Here is a 14,582-nt window from a genome sequence, read left to right as displayed (position 1 = left end):
TCAGGCGCCCTCGCCGTCGGCGACCCGGCTGGGCAGCAGCTCGCCCGAGCGCTCCAGCACCGGGTAGGCCGCGGCCGCCACGATATGGCCGTTGACCCGCTTCATGTCGCGCAGCAGGTCGAGATGCAGGGCGCTGGTCTCGGCCGTGTCGCGGCGGCCGGCGCGCAGCCGGTCGAAATGCGACTGGGTGGCCGCCGCCTCGAGGTCGCGAAACGCCACCTTCTCGTCGACCAGCAGGCGCGCGGCGCGGCGGTCGTCGGTCATGAACAGCGACGCGGCGGTGCGCAGGTTGGTGACGAGGCGGTCCATCATCGCCAGCAGCTCGGCCTCCCCTTCTTTCGAGAACGCCAGGCCGCGCTTCAGCCGCTTGGCCGCGTGCGGCAGCAGGTTGCGGTCGATCACGTCGCCCGCCTGCTCCATGTTCATGGCGAAGTTCAGGATCTCGCCCAGCCGGCGGTGGTCGGAGTCGCTGAGCGATTCGGGGTCCAGCGAGGTCAGGTAGGTCTTGATCGCGGTGTTGAGGTGGTCGAGCACGTCGTCCATCCGCCGCGTCTCGGCGATCAGCTTGCGGTCCCCCTTGTGCAGCGCGTCGCGGGCGCCGTGCAGCATCGTCTCCAGCACGTCCGACAGGCGCATCGCCTCGCGCGCGGCGCCGCCGAGGGCGACGATCGGCGTTTCCCGCGCCGCGGCGTCGAGATACAGCGGCCGCGACGGGTCGGCCGGGTCGACGCGGCGCGGCAGCAGGCGCTGCAGCAGCGCGGCATAGGGGGTGAGCAGCGGGAAGAAGACGATCGCGAGCGCCAGGTTGAACAGGGTGTGGAAATCGGCGACGGCGCGGGATTCGTCGGGATCGATCGTCACCATCAGCGGCCCGATCCACCGCAGCAGGACCAGCGCCACGATGACGCCGAGCACCCGGTTGGCGAGGTTGCCGATCGGCAGCCGCTTGGCGGCGGGATCGTCGCTGGACACGCCTTCGATCACCGGGTTGATCGCGGTGCCGAGATTGGCCCCCAGCACCAGGGCGAAGGCGGCCTCCGGCGGCACCACGCCGTTGGCGGCCAGCGACATGATCAGCAGCACCACGGCGACGCTGGAATGCACCGCCCAGGTGAAGGCCGCGGCCAGCAGCACGTCGAGGACCGGTTCGGTCGAGATGGCGCCGAGCAGCAGGCGCAGGCTGGGCGCATCCTCATAGGGCGTCATCAGCTGCAGCAGCTGGTGCAGCGCCATCAGCATCAGGCCGAGCCCGATGAACACCCGGCCGAGATCATGCGTCGGGGTGCTGGTGTCGCGCCGGAACAGGAGGAAGCCGATCAGGATCAGCACCGGCGCCGCGGCCGCCACGTCGAAGGACAGCACCTGCACGATCAGCGTGGTGCCGACATTGGCGCCGAGCATCACCGCCAGGGCCGGCACCAGCTCGACCAGCCCGCCGGCGGCGAAGCCCGCCACCATCAGCCCGGTGGCCGTGCTGCTCTGCAGCACCGCGGTGACGCCGATGCCGGCGAGGAAGGCCCGGAACCGGTTCTTCAGCGCGCTGCCGAGGATCGAGCGCAGTTTCGGCCCGAAGGTGCGCTGGATGCCGGTCTGCACCATATGCGTGCCCCACAGCAGCAGGGCGATATAGCCAGCCAGGTCGATCAGGGTGACGGGAAAGCTCATCCTCGGGCCTTCGAAAGGCAATCGCCTCCGCTCTTGTCTTCACATAGGCTTTGTGTCGGACGGGCCGGGTGATCGGAACGGCGGGAACATCGCGATGGTTCCTGATTTGCCGGGGCCGATCAAGGCCGGGCTCGATGGCGGAGGACGGGGATGCCGGGCAAGACCAAGGCCGTCCGGGTGCAGCACGGCGCCCTGCCCTACCGGGCGGGGCGGGACGGCGCGGTCGAGATCCTGCTCGTCACCTCGCGCGAGACGCGGCGCTGGATCATCCCGAAAGGCTGGCCGATCAAGGGGCTGAAGCCGTCGAAATCGGCGGCGCGCGAGGCCTATGAGGAGGCCGGGGTGCGCGGCACCATCGGAACGAAGCCGATCGGCAGCTTCGTCTACGACAAATGGCTGGAGGAGGGGGTGAGCGTGCCCTGCGAGGTCGGCGTCTTCCCGCTGAAGGTGGAGCGGCAGCACAGGACCTGGCCCGAGCGGCACGAGCGCGAGACCCGGTGGTGCAGCCCCGAGGAGGCGCTGGACCTGCTGGATGATGCCGGCCTGCGCGACGTGGTCGCCGGCTTCGTCCGGCGGCTGGAGGCGCGCAAGGCAGCGGAGTGAAGGGCGCCCGGCCAGGGTTTTGACGCCGCATCGCTTTGGTGGCAGGGTCCGCGCTTCCGCAACCGGACGCCCCCGCCATGGCCCAGACCCAGACGCCCCTGCCCGACACCCTCGACGAGATCCGCGCCCTGCTGCGCCACCTGCCGGGGCCGGACCTCGAGGCCGGCACGGCGGTGCGCGAGCGCGACCGCCAGCTGACCAAGCCGCCCGGGTCGCTGGGGCGGCTGGAAGATCGGGCGGGGTGGATGGCGGGGGGGCAGGGCAAGCACCCGCCGCAGCTGCGCCGGCCTCGCGTCGCCGTCTTCGCCGGCAACCACGGCGTCGCCGTGGCCCAGGGCGTCTCCGCCTATCCGGTGGCGGTGACGGCGCAGATGGTGAAGAACTTCGTCGCCGGCGGCGCCGCGGTGAACCAGTTGTGCCAGGCCGCCGACAGCGACCTGCGCGTCTATGAGCTGGACCTCGAGCACCCGACCGCCGACTTCACCATCGCCCCGGCGATGACCGAGGCCGAATGCGTCCGTGCCATGGCCTACGGCATGATGGCGGTGGAGCCGGGCATCGACCTGCTGTGCCTGGGCGAGATGGGCATCGGCAACACCACCTCGGGCGCCGCCCTGGCGACGGCGCTGTTCGGCGGCGAGGCGGCCGACTGGGTCGGCCCCGGCACCGGCGTCGACGCCGCCGGCCTCGAGCGCAAGGCCGAGGTCGTGGCCAAGGGCGTCGCCGTCCACGGCAAGGCCATGACCGATCCGCTCGAGGTGCTGCGCCACCTCGGCGGGCTGGAGCTGGCGGCGATCGCCGGCGCGGTGCTGGCGGCGCGGATGGCGCGCATCCCGGTGCTGCTGGACGGCTACACCTGCACCGCCGCCGCCGCGGTGCTGTGGGCCGCCGACCGACATGCGCTGGACCATTGCCAGGTCGCCCATGTCTCGGCCGAGCCGGGGCATCGCCGGCTGCTGGAGAAGCTGGGGCGCACGGCGCTGCTGGACCTCGGCATGCGGCTCGGCGAGGGCTCCGGCGCCGCGCTGGCGATCGGCCTGGTCCGCGGGGCCCTGGCCTGCCACGAGGGCATGGCCACCTTCGCCCAGGCCGGGGTGAGCGACAAGGGCTGACCCATGACCCCTCCGACCCCGAAGGACCCGGACTTCCGGGACCGCGTCCAGGCCAGCTTCGACAGGCAGGGGCTGATGCGGACGCTCGGCGCCTCGATCCTGCGGGCAGAGCCCGGCGCGGTCGAGATCGCGCTGACGCCAGGCCCGGCGGTGTCGCAGCAGCACGGCTTCGTCCATGCCGGCGCGGTTTCGGCGATCGCGGACACCGCCGCGGGCTATGCCGCGCTCAGCCTGATGCCGCCCGGCGCCGGGGTGCTGACCACCGAGTTCAAAATCAACCTGCTGGCCCCGGCGGTCGGCGAGCGCATCCTGGCTCGCGGGCGCGTCGTCAAGGCCGGACGCACCCTGACCCTGGCGCAGACCGAGGTCTTCGCCGAGGCGGACGGGAAGGAGCGGCTGATCGCCTTCCTGACCGCCACCCTGATGACCATCGAGGGCCGCGACGGGGTGGCGGATTAGGAAGCCGGGCGGTAAGGTGCCGGCGGCGCGCACCAGGCTGGGACCCGTCTTGAGCACCGACCGCGTGACCCGCAGGCTTGCCGCGATCCTGGCGATCGACATGGTCGGCTATTCCCGGCATGTCGAGGCCGACGAGGCCGGCACCATCGCCCGGCAGAAGGCGCATCGCCGCGAGCTGATCGAGCCGGCGCTGCGCAGCCATGGCGGCCGTGTCGTCAAGACCACCGGCGACGGCATGCTGGTCGAGTTCGGCAGCGTCGTCGACGCGCTGGACGCCGCGGTGCGGATCCAGCGCGCGGTGGCCGAGGCCGAGGCCGGGCAGCCGCCCGACCGGCGCATCCAGTACCGCGCCGGCATCAACCTGGGCGACATCGTCATCGCCGGCGACGACATCCTGGGCGACGGCGTCAACATCGCCGCCCGCCTCGAAGGCATGGCCGAGCCCGGCGGCATCTCCATCACCGCCAGCGTGTTCGACCAGGTGATCGGCAAGCTGGACCTGGCCTTCGACGACCTCGGCCAGCAGCACCTGAAGAACATCCAGAAGCCGGTGCGGGTGTACCGGGTGCGGCTGGAACCCGCCGGCGGGGCCGAGGTCGCGCCCGGCGCCGCAGGCGCCCCGGCCAGACCGTCCATCGCGGTGCTGGCGTTCCAGGACATGAGCGCCGACCGCGACCAGGAATACTTCGCCGACGGCATCGCCGAGGACATCATCACCGGCCTGTCGCGGCACCGCGGCTTCCTGGTGATCGCCCGCAACTCCTCCTTCACCTACAAGGGCGGGCCGGTCGACGTGAAGCAGGTGGGGGCCGAGCTGGGCGTCCGCTACGTGCTGGAGGGCAGCGTGCGCAAGGGCGGCGACCGGATGCGGATCACCGGCCAGCTGATCGACGCCACGACCGGCGCCCATCTCTGGGCCGAGCGCTACGACCGCCGGATCGACGACCTGTTCGCGGTGCAGGACGAGATCACCGACAGCATCGTCGGCGTGGTGGCGCCCGAGCTGATCGGCGCCGAGATGCGCCGCGCCCGGCGGCTGGACCCGGCTGGCATGGATGCCTGGGACTGCGTCATGCGCGCCGGCTGGCACGCCTGGCGCCTGACCGCGGAGGACGGCACCCAGGCCCGCACCTTCGCGGCCCAGGCGATCGCGCTGGACCCCGGCCTGGCCCGCGCCCGCGTCGTCCATGCCATGTGCGACGTCTGGGACGTGCTGTTCGGGCGCAGCGCCGACCCCGGCCGGTCGCTGGCGGCGGCCGAAGCGATGGCGCGCCAGGCGGTGGACCTGGACCCGCGCGACGCCGAGGCACAGACCGTTCTGGGCATGGTCGCCCTGTTCCTGCGCCGCTTCGACGAGGCCGAACGGCGGCTGGAGACGGCGCTGGCGATCAACCCCAACCTGGCCTTCGCCTACATGCTGGGCGGCGGCCACTACGCCCTGTCGGGCCAGGCGGAGCAGGCACGGCAGGCGCTGCGCACGGCGCTGCGGCTGAGCCCGCGCGACCCTGCCAACCACTGGTGCCACGCCTTCCTCGGCCTCGCCGCCTTCGCCGAGGGCGACGACGAGCGGGCGGCCGAAGAGGCGCGCCAGGCGCTCCATCTGTACCCGGCCTTCCCGGTGGCCCACCGGCTGCTGGCGGCGGCGCTGTCGGCGCTGGGCCGGGCCGACGAGGCGAAGACCGCGCTGGCCGGCCTGTTGGCTGTCGCGCCCGGCGCCACCATCGCCAACACCCGCGCCGGCGTGCCGTGGAAGCCGGCCGAGGTGATGGACCGCTATCTCGACGCGCTGCGCCGGGCCGGGCTGCCGGAGTAGCGGCCGCTAATCGCGCGACAGCGCCACCACCGGGTCGAGGCGGGAGGCGTTGCGGGCCGGCAGGTAGCCGAAGGCGACCCCGATCAGGGTGGAGCACAGGAAGGCGGCGACGATCGAGGCCGTGGAGTAGATCAGCCCGATCATCGGGACCGCGGCGCCGACCACCGCGCCGAGGCCGAGGGCGAGGCCGATGCCCAGCACGCCGCCGATCAGGCACACCAGCACGGCCTCGATCAGGAACTGCTGCAGGATGTCCCCCTGCCGGGCGCCCACCGCCATGCGCACGCCGATCTCGGACACCCGCTCCGACACCGACACCAGCATGATGTTCATCACCCCGATGCCGCCGACGAGCAGCGAGATCACCGCGATGCCCGCGATCAGCAGCGTCAGCAGCTGGGTGGCGCTGCTGATGGTGCGGCGGATGTCGTCGGTGTTGAGGATGAAGAAGTCCTTGCTGCCGTGCCGCTGGGTCAGGAACCGGGTCACCGCCGCCTCCGCGAGATCGGTGCTGATGTCGTCGGCGACGCGGACGGTGATGCTGCGCAGCGAGGTGTTGCCCATGAAGCGGGCCTGCACCGTGGTGTAGGGCAGGTACAGCGACAGGTTCTGGCTGCCGCCGAAGCCGCCCTGCTGGGTCTCGACCACGCCGATCACCCGGCACGGCACCTTGCCGACCAGGAGGATCCGGCCGAGCGGATCCTCGCCGGGGTCCGGGAACATGGTCTTGGCCGTCTCCTCGTCGATCACGACGTCCTGCGACAGCGACCGCGCGCCGTCGGCGTCGAACAGCCGGCCGCGCAGCAGCTTGGTGCCGCGCACCGTGAAGTACTGGGCGCCGACCCCGTTGACCAGGGCGCTGGATTCGCGCGCGCCGTAGCGCACGGTGCTGGTGGTCGACACCGTCGGCGTGACGCCGGCGACATAGGGCTGGCGGGCCAGCTGGTCGGCATCGGCCACCACCAGCGTCGTCACCTTGGCCGAGCGGACGTCGCCGAAATCCTTGCCGGCGAAGACCTCCAGCGTGTTGGTGCCCAGATCGGCGATCTCGGCCAGCACCCGCTGCTGGGTGCCCTGGCCCAGCGCCACCATGCACACCACCGAGGCGATGCCGATGATGATGCCGAGCATCGTCAGCACGGTGCGCAGGCGGTGCGCATTCATCGCCAGCAGCGCCATGCGGAAGGCTTCGCGCAGCCGGTTCAGGAAGGCCAGCCATGGACGCAGCGGCGCGCCCTGCGGCCGCAGCCGGGACGCCGCGGCGGCACGGTCCCCGGTCGGCGCCCGGCGGTCGGCAACGATGGCGCCGTCGCTGATCTCGATGATCCGCTGGGCCCGGCTGGCCACCGCCATGTCGTGGGTGACGATGATGACCGTCCGTCCCTCGGCCTGCAGCTCGGCCAGGATGCGCAGCACCTCCTCGCCGCTGTGCCGGTCCAGGGCACCCGTCGGCTCGTCGGCCAGCACCACGTCGGCGCCGTTCATCAGCGCCCGGGCGATCGACACGCGCTGCTGCTGCCCGCCCGACAGCTGGCCCGGCCGGTGGCCGACCCGGTCCGCCATGCCCAGCCGGCCCAGAAGGGCGGCCGCGCGCGCGTGCCGCTCCTCCGCCCTCTGGCCGGCATAGACCGCGGGGATCGCGACATTGCCCAGCGCCGTCAGCTCGCCCAGCAGGTGGTAGCGCTGGAAGATGAAGCCGAAATGCTCGCGCCGCAGCGCCGCCAGCTCGTCCGCCTCCAGCGCCGCGGTCTCCCGCCCGCGGATGCGGTAGCTGCCGGCGGTGGGCCGGTCGAGGCAGCCGAGGATGTTCATCAGGGTGGATTTGCCGGAGCCCGAGGCGCCGACGATCGCCACCATCTCGCCCGCCTCAATGGTCAGGTCGATGTCGCGCAGCGCCGCGATCGTGCCCTCGCCCGACGGGAATTCGCGGCGCAGACCGCGCAGCACGATCAGCGGTTCGCTCATGGCGGTCACGACCCTGGGGGGCCGGGAGGGCCGGATGGGGCGGCGGTGGCCTGGGCCTCGAGCCCCCCGGTCACCACCCGTTCGCCGGCGCTGAGCCCCGACCGCACCTCGGCGATGGTCTTGTCGTTCAGCCCGATCCGGACCTGGCGCGGCTGGGTGGTGACGCCGTCGGCGCCGACGACCTGGACGGTATAGCTGCCGTCGGCGGCGCGGGCGCCCAGGGCGGCGGAGGGGATGGTCACCACGCCGCGGGCCTGGCCCAGCACGATGTGCACCTCGGCCGTCATGTAGGTCCGCAGGTGGCCGTCGGCGTTCGGCACCTCGAAGGTGCCGATATAGTAGATCGCCGAGGAACTCGACGAGGAGCTGCTGGAACTGGAGCTGGACGAGGCGGTGGAGGTGGTGCTGAAGCTGGAATCGTTGCGGATCGACTCCGGCGCCGGCTCGATCGACGTCAGCTTTGCATCGTAGCGATGGTCCCGGTCGCCCAGGATGGTGAAGTAGACCGGCTGGCCGGGCCGCACGGCGACGACGTCGGCCTCCGAGATCTCCGCCCGCACGGTCATGGTGTCGAGGTCGCCGAGGACGACGATGGTCGGGGTGGATTGGCTGGCGTTCACCGTCTGCCCCTCCTGGCTGACGATCGCCAGAACGGTGCCGTCCGACGGGGCGGTGATGCGGGTGTATCCGAGATCGACCTGCGCCGTCTCGATCTCCACCTGGCCCTCGACGATCTGGGCGTCGAGCTGCTCGATCTGGGCCTCGGTGACGTCGACATTCGCCTGCGCCGATTCCAGATCGGCCTGGGACGAGGCGCGCTGCGCCGCCATCGCCTTCTGCCGGGCCAGGGTCAGCCGGTTCAGCGTCAGCGTCGCTTCCTTCTCGGTCCGCTGCGCCCGCAGATTGGCCAGCGAAGCCTGGGCCTTCCGCAGGGCGTTCTGCTGGGTCAGGCTGTCGATCTCGGCCACCAGGTCGCCCTTCGCCACCTTCTGGCCCAGCGCGACCTTCAGCGAGACGATGCGGCCGGACGCCTGGGCGCCGACCGCGACCAGCCGCTTCGGCTTCAGGGTTCCGGTGGCCAGGACCGATTCCTCGACGTCGCCGATGGCGGCCACCGCCGTCATCCGGGGCACGGCGGCGGGCGGCGACAGCCAGTGCCAGGCCGCCAGGCCGCCGACGGCGAGCAGGGCCAGGATCGCGGCGACGGCGGTGAACCGCCCCCGTTTGCGACGGGGGCGCGCCGGGGACGTGGTGGTGCTGGTGACGATGGGTCCGCTCCGGGTCCGGATGAAGGGCCCGTGCTGACCGGGCGGCGAGCGGGCTTTTATAGCCGGGAAAATGGGCTGGCGTATGTCCCAGCGTTGCCGCAGTGAGGAATTATTGTAACCGGGCGTATCCTGCTTCGGTTTCCGGTCCTGCGATGTCGATCCCGGTCCCTGCCGGACGACCAGGAGCGGAACCGAAGGAGGCCCGGGATGCGCTACCTGCTGATCGTCCATGTCGACCGCGCCCTGATCGGCCGGCTGTCGCCCGAGCAAGGCCGCGACCTGACGCGCCGCTGCATGGCCGGTGACGACGAGCTCCGCCGCAGCGGCCATCTCATCGACTGCGGCCCGCTGGCCGAGCCGGAGACCGCCCGGATCGTGCGGCGCCGCGGCGACAGGCCCTCGGTCACCGACGGCCCCTATGCCGAGACCAAGGAGCATGTCGGCGGCTTCATGCTGATCGAGGCCCGCGACATGGACGAGGCGGTCGCCATCGCGTCGACCTCGCCGATGGCGGCCATGGGCAGCATCGAGGTGCGCGAGCAGCCGACGATGGGGGAGTAGGGCCTGCCCTTATCCCTTCCCCGCCCGCCGGGCCCGGACCTTGTCCGGCAGGCCGTCATGGTCGCCCATCGGGCGGGCCGGCGCGTCGTCCCACCAGTCGGAGCGCATCGGCTTCCGCTCCGGGTTACGCGGATAGATGATGCGGTTCTCCGGCTTCGGCGCCTCGCCGACCACCAGCAGGCGCACCTCGGCCTCGGTGTTGTTGATGAAGGTGTGGCACTGGCCGGTGCCGGCCGGGAAGCCGACCGCGTCCCCGGGCCCGAGACGGTGCAGCACGCCGTCGAGCCAAGCGTCCGGCGTGCCCTCGAGGACGTAGACGAACTCCTCCTCATGGCTCTCGGCATGCGGGTAGGAGGTGCGGCGGCCGGGCGGCAGCCGCTCGTGATGGATGCCGATGCGGGTCAGGCCGAAATGCCGGCCGAAGGGCGCGCCGATGCTGAGCAGCTCGTCGTCGCCGCGATAATGGTGGTCGTCCGGCCCTTCGATCTCGGTCCAATGCGCGATGCAGGACGGACGGTCGGTCGGTGCCATGATGCCTCCCCCGAGCAGCGTGACGCGATGGTGCGAGGCTAGCCGAGCGTCGGCGCCGATGCCATGTCGCTGACAGATTCGCCGCCGAGCCTCGAGGACCATGAGCCGACCCACACGCCGACCGATCGACCGCCGCGCCCTCCTCGCCCTCCTGCCGGCAGGCGCCCTCGCCGCCTGCGGGGCGCCCTTCGCCGGGCCGCCGCCGCCGCGGGTCCGCATCATCGACCTGCGGCCCCTGGACGCGACCATGTTCGAGCAGCGCTGGGAGGCGCTGCTGCGGGTCGAGGAACAGGCCGGCACCGGGTTGCAGGTCGACGCCATGACCGCGGCGATCGAGATGAACGGGCGAGAGTTCGGCAGCGGCCGGACCGACCGGGCCTTCCTGCTGCCGGCGCATGGCGAGCGCGAGGTATCGGTGCCGATGCGCGGCTCCGGCCTCGGCCTGGTCGACCAGCTGGCCACGATCGGCCGCCGCGGCGAGCTGAAATGGCAGGTCGAAGGCGTGTTCCTGAGCGCCGGCCGCCAGATCCCCTACCGCGACGAGGGCACGGTGTTCTCGCTGCGCGACACGCTGAGGGATTCGCTGCTGCCGTTCTGAGCCTGTCCGATACCGCTACTGGCGCGGCCGTCTGATGGCGGACTCGAAGCTTCCGGTGCTCACGCACCAAACGTGCGCTGCGCGCCGGTTCTCGAAACCACCACCAGCCGACTCACGCCAGCGCGGTCTCGGACAGGCTCGGATCGCTCAGAACGCCTTGCACGCGCGCCAGCGCCTCCGCCAGCTCGGCCCGGCTGCCTGCGGCGGCAAGGCTGAGCCGCAGGCCCTGCGGCGCTTCGCGCGTCACCGCGAAGACATCGGCGGCCACCACCTCGACCCCGGCGGCGAGGCAGCGGGCCGCGGCGGCATCGCCGTCCCGCGGCAGCCAGAGATGCGGGCTGGCAGCCCGGCCCGGCGGCACCAGCCCGGGCAGGGCGCGGCGGGCCTGGGCGTGCCGGGCCGCGATCTCCGCCCGCTGCCAGGCCAGGCGCCGGGCGGCGGTGCCGTCCTCGATCCAGCGGCAGGCGACCTCGCCCATCAGCGGCGCCAGCGGCCAGCTGGTGGCGTGGATCTGCCCGGCCAGATCCCGCACCGGGGCGCAGGCCCCGGCGACCAGGCCAAAGCGCAGCCCGGCCGCCACGGTCTTGGACAGGCTGGTGACCAGCACGCCGCGCTCCGGCGCCAGCGCCACCAGCGGCGGCCGGTCGGTCAGCGCGCCATAGGCGTCGTCCTCGACCAGCCACAGCCCGCGGCGGCGGGCGACCGATGCGATCTCGGCCTGCCGCGCCGGCCCCATCACCGCGCCGGTCGGGTTCTGCAGGTTCGGCACCAGCACCGCGACCCGGGCGCCGGTGGCGCGGACGGCGCGGTCCAACGCCTCGGGCAGCACGCCCTCGCCATCCATGGCGACGCCGTGCAGCGGCAGGCGCAGCCAGCGCGCCGCCGCCTTCAGGCCCGGGAAGGCCAGCTCCTCGACCAGCACCGGGTCGCCGGGGGCGCAGAGCTGCAGCAGCACCGCGGTCAGCGCCGCCTGGGCCCCGGCGCAGGGCACCACATCGGCGGGCCTGAGATGCAGCCCGCGGGCGGCCAGCCAGGCGGCGCCGGCGATCCCGGCCCGCTGCAGCAGCGCCGGCGGGTGATAGGCCAGGGCGGCGTCGATCCGGCCCTCGGCGGCGACCGCGGCCAGGACGGCGGCGAGGTCGGCGCTGTCCGGGTCGACCGCCGGGACGTTGGTCGACAGGTCGATCGGCGCCGGCGCGCCCGGCACCGCCGCCTTGAGGCCGAACAGCACCGCCTCGCGGCTGGCCGCCAGCACATAGGTGCCGCGCCCGACCTCGCCCGATACGAGGTGGCGCCGCGCCGCCTCGCGATACGCCTGGGTCACGGTGCTGACGTTCAGACCGAGCTTCCAGGCCAGATCGCGATGGGTCGGCAGGCGCTCGCCGGGCCGCAGCTCGCCGGCGGCGATGGCGTCGGCCAGCGCCTCGACGATGGCGAGATAGCGCACCGGGCTGCGCCCCGCCAGGCTCGGCACCCACATTCTTGTCTGCCAGACAATGTCTTCGTTGACCCACACAATCCGCTCCGCCGATGCTGGGGTCAATCCCGCCATCGGAACGCCGACCCATGTTCGACCTGACCGCCCTCGAGGATGCCGCCCGGCTGGTGCATGCAACCATGCCGCCGACCCCGCAATTCGCCTGGCCGCTCTTGGCCGCGCGCACCGGCTGCGAGGTCTGGGTCAAGCACGAGAACCACACCCCGATCGGCGCCTACAAGGCGCGCAACGGCCTGGTCTTCATCGATGCGCTGCGCCGCCGCCGGCCGGATGTCCGCGGCATCGTCACGGCGACGCGCGGCAATCACGGCCAGAGCCTGCCCTTCGCCGCCCGTGGCACCGGCCTGGCCGTCACCGTGGTGGTGCCGCACGGCAATTCGGTGGAGAAGAACGCCGCCATGCGCGCCTTCGGGGCCGATCTGGTGGAGCATGGAAGCGACTTCGACGAGGCCTATGCCCATGCCAGGCATCTGTCCGAGGCGCGCGGGCTGGAGATGGCGCCGGCCTTCCACCCCGACCTGATGCGCGGCGCCGCCACCTATGCGCTGGAGCTGTTCCGGGCGGTCAAGGATCTCGACACCGTCTACGTGCCGATCGGCATGGGGTCGGGCATCAGCGGCCTGATCCGCACCCGGGACCTCTTGGGCCTGAAAACCCGGATCGTCGGCGTGGTCTCGACCGAGGCACCGGCGATGGCGCTATCGGTCGAGGCCGGGCGCGTGGTGACGACCGAGACCGCCCGCACCTTCGCCGACGGCATGGCCTGCCGGGTGCCGGACCCGGAGGCCTTCGCCATCGTGCGGGCCGGCGCGGACCGCATCGTCCGGGTCACCGACGACGAGGTCGCCGCCGCCCTGCGCGCGTACTGGACCGACACCCACAACCTGGCCGAGGGCGCGGGCGCAGCCGCCCTGGCGGCGCTGCTGCAGGAGCGCGGGCGGATGCAGGGCCGGCGCGTCGGCCTGATCCTGACCGGCGGCAACATCGACCTGGCGGTGGCGCGGCGGATTCTGGCGGAGGGTTAGAGACGCGAGGTCACGGCCGGCGCCGCCGCCCGGCCAGGAGGACCTCCGGCTCGCCGTCCCCGGCCAGCTCCTTGCAGCGGGTCACCTCGGGCGAGGTCCAGCGCTGCGACCACCGCGCCTGCTCGGCATGGTCGGAGGGCCTGTCCCAGGCGCTGGCCGTGGCCCGCGCCTCCGTCTCGCTCCCGGCCCGGACGATCAGCACGGACCGGGTCTCGCCGCGCCAGCTCTCGTCGTTCCAGTCCCGGGGATACAGCTTGTAGAACGCCATCGGTCTCCTCCGGCCCGCCGCGCCGGCCCTGGCGGTCAACGGCGCTCCTTCGGCGCCGGGGCGTCGCGATGGGCGGCGACCGCGGCCTCGAGGTCCCGGGCGGCCTGCAGCGAGATCGCATGCATGGTCATGTTGCCGCGCCGCGCATAGCGTTCGGCGTCCTGGCGCGCCTCGCGGGCCTGGCGCTCGGCCGTCTTCGCGGATCCAACGTCCTTGCCCAGCGCCGAGAGGCGGATGTCACCTGCCGTCATATCCGGATGTCCTTGTCGGTTCGCCGGCCAGCATGGCCCGGCGGCCCCGTCTTGGCCAGATAATATTGCGAGATGACCGGCCATGGTCGTGCAACCTTCAAATTTCCAGAGGATCGCGGAAAAATCAAACCGCGACAGGCACCACGACATCTTGAAATGTATCTGGAAACGCCGTATCGGGCGATTTTTGCAGACACGATCCTGGATTCATTCTAAACTGCTTTTTCTCAGGATTTATTGAGGCTCGATGCGCAGAGTGCCCGTGGCGACGGAGCGCCCCTGCGATCACGCGCGTCCCGCCGGTTCCGGCCGCGACGCGATGGACGGGCCGCCCCCTCACCGCGCTCCCCGCCGGGCGCAGAAATGCTGGAATGACCGACAACCGATATGCCGTGGGCAGCACCGTCTATATCTGGCGGCGACCCAGCCCCAGCACCGCCATCGCCGGCGCCTACACGGTGGTGGCCCACTACCCGAGCGAATCCTCCGGCCGGCTCTACCGGGTGCGCAGCGTGCTCGGGACCGAGGAGCGCATGGTGCCCGAAACCGATCTCTCCGACGTGCCGCGCGGCGCCGACACCCTGGAGCGCACCCCGCGCAAGCGGCGCAGCGCCTGACCGGGGCCGGGATGGGCTACGAGATGTCCCGCGCCGGGGCCGCGGCGTTCGACTGCCAGGCCTGCGGCGCCTGTTGCGCCTTCTCTCGCGACTGGCCGCGATTCTGGACCGAGAGTGAGGCCGAGATCGAGCGTGTTCCCCGCCGCTATCGCGACGATGACGTGATGCGCTGCGACGGCGACCGCTGCGCCGCCTTGGAGGGCGAGATCGGCCGCTCCCCCCGCTGCGCGGTCTATGCCGACCGGCCGGTGGTCTGCCGCGACTGCGTGCCGGGCGACGACGCCTGCCGGATCGCGCGGGCCGGGCTGGGGCTGGCGGCGTGAGCGCGCCGGCCGATCGCGCGGCGCC

General features: G+C 72.4%; 16 protein-coding genes. 9 read left to right on the top strand and 7 right to left on the bottom strand.

Going from position 1 to position 14,582, the window contains the following annotated elements; translation table 11 throughout:
* Window positions 1–1,665: a Na/Pi cotransporter family protein gene (locus LG391_RS29415; protein ID WP_225771769.1), complete on the bottom strand. Its 1,665-nt coding sequence runs from the start codon at window positions 1,663–1,665 to the stop codon at window positions 1–3.
* Window positions 1,666–1,815: 150 nt separating this feature from the next.
* Between LG391_RS29415 and LG391_RS29410 the strand changes: the two genes are divergently transcribed.
* The 4 genes from LG391_RS29410 to LG391_RS29395 all read left to right on the top strand — a co-directional run bounded on the left by LG391_RS29410 (window position 1,816) and on the right by LG391_RS29395 (window position 5,652).
* On the top strand, window positions 1,816–2,268 hold the full coding sequence (locus tag LG391_RS29410) for an NUDIX hydrolase (protein ID WP_225771767.1): 453 nt from the start codon (window positions 1,816–1,818) through the stop codon (window positions 2,266–2,268).
* 77 nt (window positions 2,269–2,345) lie between these two features.
* Entirely contained in the window at window positions 2,346–3,380 is a 1,035-nt protein-coding gene (gene cobT / locus LG391_RS29405; RefSeq protein WP_225771765.1) for a nicotinate-nucleotide--dimethylbenzimidazole phosphoribosyltransferase, read from the top strand.
* Between the two features lie 3 nt (window positions 3,381–3,383).
* Window positions 3,384–3,839, top strand: a complete 456-nt coding sequence (locus LG391_RS29400) for a PaaI family thioesterase (RefSeq protein WP_225771763.1) — start codon at window positions 3,384–3,386, stop codon at window positions 3,837–3,839.
* Between the two features lie 49 nt (window positions 3,840–3,888).
* Window positions 3,889–5,652 carry an adenylate/guanylate cyclase domain-containing protein gene (locus tag LG391_RS29395; RefSeq protein WP_225771761.1) on the top strand — a complete coding sequence of 588 codons (1,764 nt, stop codon included), beginning with the start codon at window positions 3,889–3,891 and terminating at the stop codon, window positions 5,650–5,652.
* A 6-nt stretch (window positions 5,653–5,658) separates the two neighbouring features.
* Here LG391_RS29395 and LG391_RS29390 read toward each other — a convergent pair whose 3' ends face one another.
* Together LG391_RS29390 and LG391_RS29385 are read right to left on the bottom strand one after the other, a co-directional pair.
* On the bottom strand, window positions 5,659–7,617 hold the full coding sequence (locus LG391_RS29390) for a MacB family efflux pump subunit (RefSeq protein ID WP_225771759.1): 1,959 nt from the start codon (window positions 7,615–7,617) through the stop codon (window positions 5,659–5,661).
* A 5-nt stretch (window positions 7,618–7,622) separates the two neighbouring features.
* On the bottom strand, window positions 7,623–8,741 hold the full coding sequence (locus LG391_RS29385; RefSeq protein ID WP_374200800.1) for an efflux RND transporter periplasmic adaptor subunit: 1,119 nt from the start codon (window positions 8,739–8,741) through the stop codon (window positions 7,623–7,625).
* Between the two features lie 351 nt (window positions 8,742–9,092).
* Here LG391_RS29385 and LG391_RS29380 point away from each other — a divergent pair, with 351 nt between their 5' ends.
* Window positions 9,093–9,446, top strand: coding sequence for a YciI family protein (locus LG391_RS29380; RefSeq protein ID WP_225771755.1), 354 nt, complete (start codon window positions 9,093–9,095; stop codon window positions 9,444–9,446).
* Between the two features lie 9 nt (window positions 9,447–9,455).
* On the opposite strand, the gene LG391_RS29375 is transcribed toward LG391_RS29380, so the two are convergent.
* Window positions 9,456–9,977, bottom strand: coding sequence for a cupin domain-containing protein (locus LG391_RS29375; RefSeq protein ID WP_225771753.1), 522 nt, complete (start codon window positions 9,975–9,977; stop codon window positions 9,456–9,458).
* A 100-nt stretch (window positions 9,978–10,077) separates the two neighbouring features.
* On the opposite strand from LG391_RS29375, the gene LG391_RS29370 reads away from it, so the two are divergent.
* Complete coding sequence (locus tag LG391_RS29370; RefSeq protein WP_225771751.1) at window positions 10,078–10,575, top strand: LEA type 2 family protein; 498 nt, start codon at window positions 10,078–10,080, stop codon at window positions 10,573–10,575.
* 112 nt (window positions 10,576–10,687) lie between these two features.
* Here LG391_RS29370 and LG391_RS29365 read toward each other — a convergent pair whose 3' ends face one another.
* Window positions 10,688–12,055: a PLP-dependent aminotransferase family protein gene (locus tag LG391_RS29365; RefSeq protein ID WP_225771750.1), complete on the bottom strand. Its 1,368-nt coding sequence runs from the start codon at window positions 12,053–12,055 to the stop codon at window positions 10,688–10,690.
* Window positions 12,056–12,141: 86 nt separating this feature from the next.
* Between LG391_RS29365 and LG391_RS29360 the strand changes: the two genes are divergently transcribed.
* Window positions 12,142–13,098 (top strand): threonine dehydratase, encoded by a 957-nt coding sequence (locus tag LG391_RS29360; RefSeq protein WP_225771748.1) that lies wholly within the window; start codon window positions 12,142–12,144, stop codon window positions 13,096–13,098.
* 10 nt (window positions 13,099–13,108) lie between these two features.
* Here LG391_RS29360 and LG391_RS29355 read toward each other — a convergent pair whose 3' ends face one another.
* Window positions 13,109–13,366, bottom strand: a complete 258-nt coding sequence (locus LG391_RS29355; RefSeq protein ID WP_225771746.1) for a hypothetical protein — start codon at window positions 13,364–13,366, stop codon at window positions 13,109–13,111.
* Between the two features lie 35 nt (window positions 13,367–13,401).
* On the bottom strand, window positions 13,402–13,617 hold the full coding sequence (locus LG391_RS29350; protein ID WP_225771744.1) for a hypothetical protein: 216 nt from the start codon (window positions 13,615–13,617) through the stop codon (window positions 13,402–13,404).
* Between the two features lie 371 nt (window positions 13,618–13,988).
* Between LG391_RS29350 and LG391_RS29345 the strand changes: the two genes are divergently transcribed.
* The gene (locus LG391_RS29345; RefSeq protein WP_225771742.1) at window positions 13,989–14,234 is read left to right on the top strand and encodes a hypothetical protein; all 246 of its coding nucleotides are present in this window, start codon (window positions 13,989–13,991) and stop codon (window positions 14,232–14,234) included.
* A 23-nt stretch (window positions 14,235–14,257) separates the two neighbouring features.
* Window positions 14,258–14,557, top strand: a complete 300-nt coding sequence (locus LG391_RS29340) for a YkgJ family cysteine cluster protein (protein ID WP_225771740.1) — start codon at window positions 14,258–14,260, stop codon at window positions 14,555–14,557.
* The last annotated feature ends 25 nt before the right edge of the window (window positions 14,558–14,582 follow it).

The organism is Inquilinus sp. Marseille-Q2685, assembly GCF_916619195.1.
GTDB lineage: Bacteria > Pseudomonadota > Alphaproteobacteria > DSM-16000 > Inquilinaceae > Inquilinus.
Note: the sequence above shows the minus strand (reverse complement) of the source record. Positions and strands in the feature narration are given on the sequence as shown.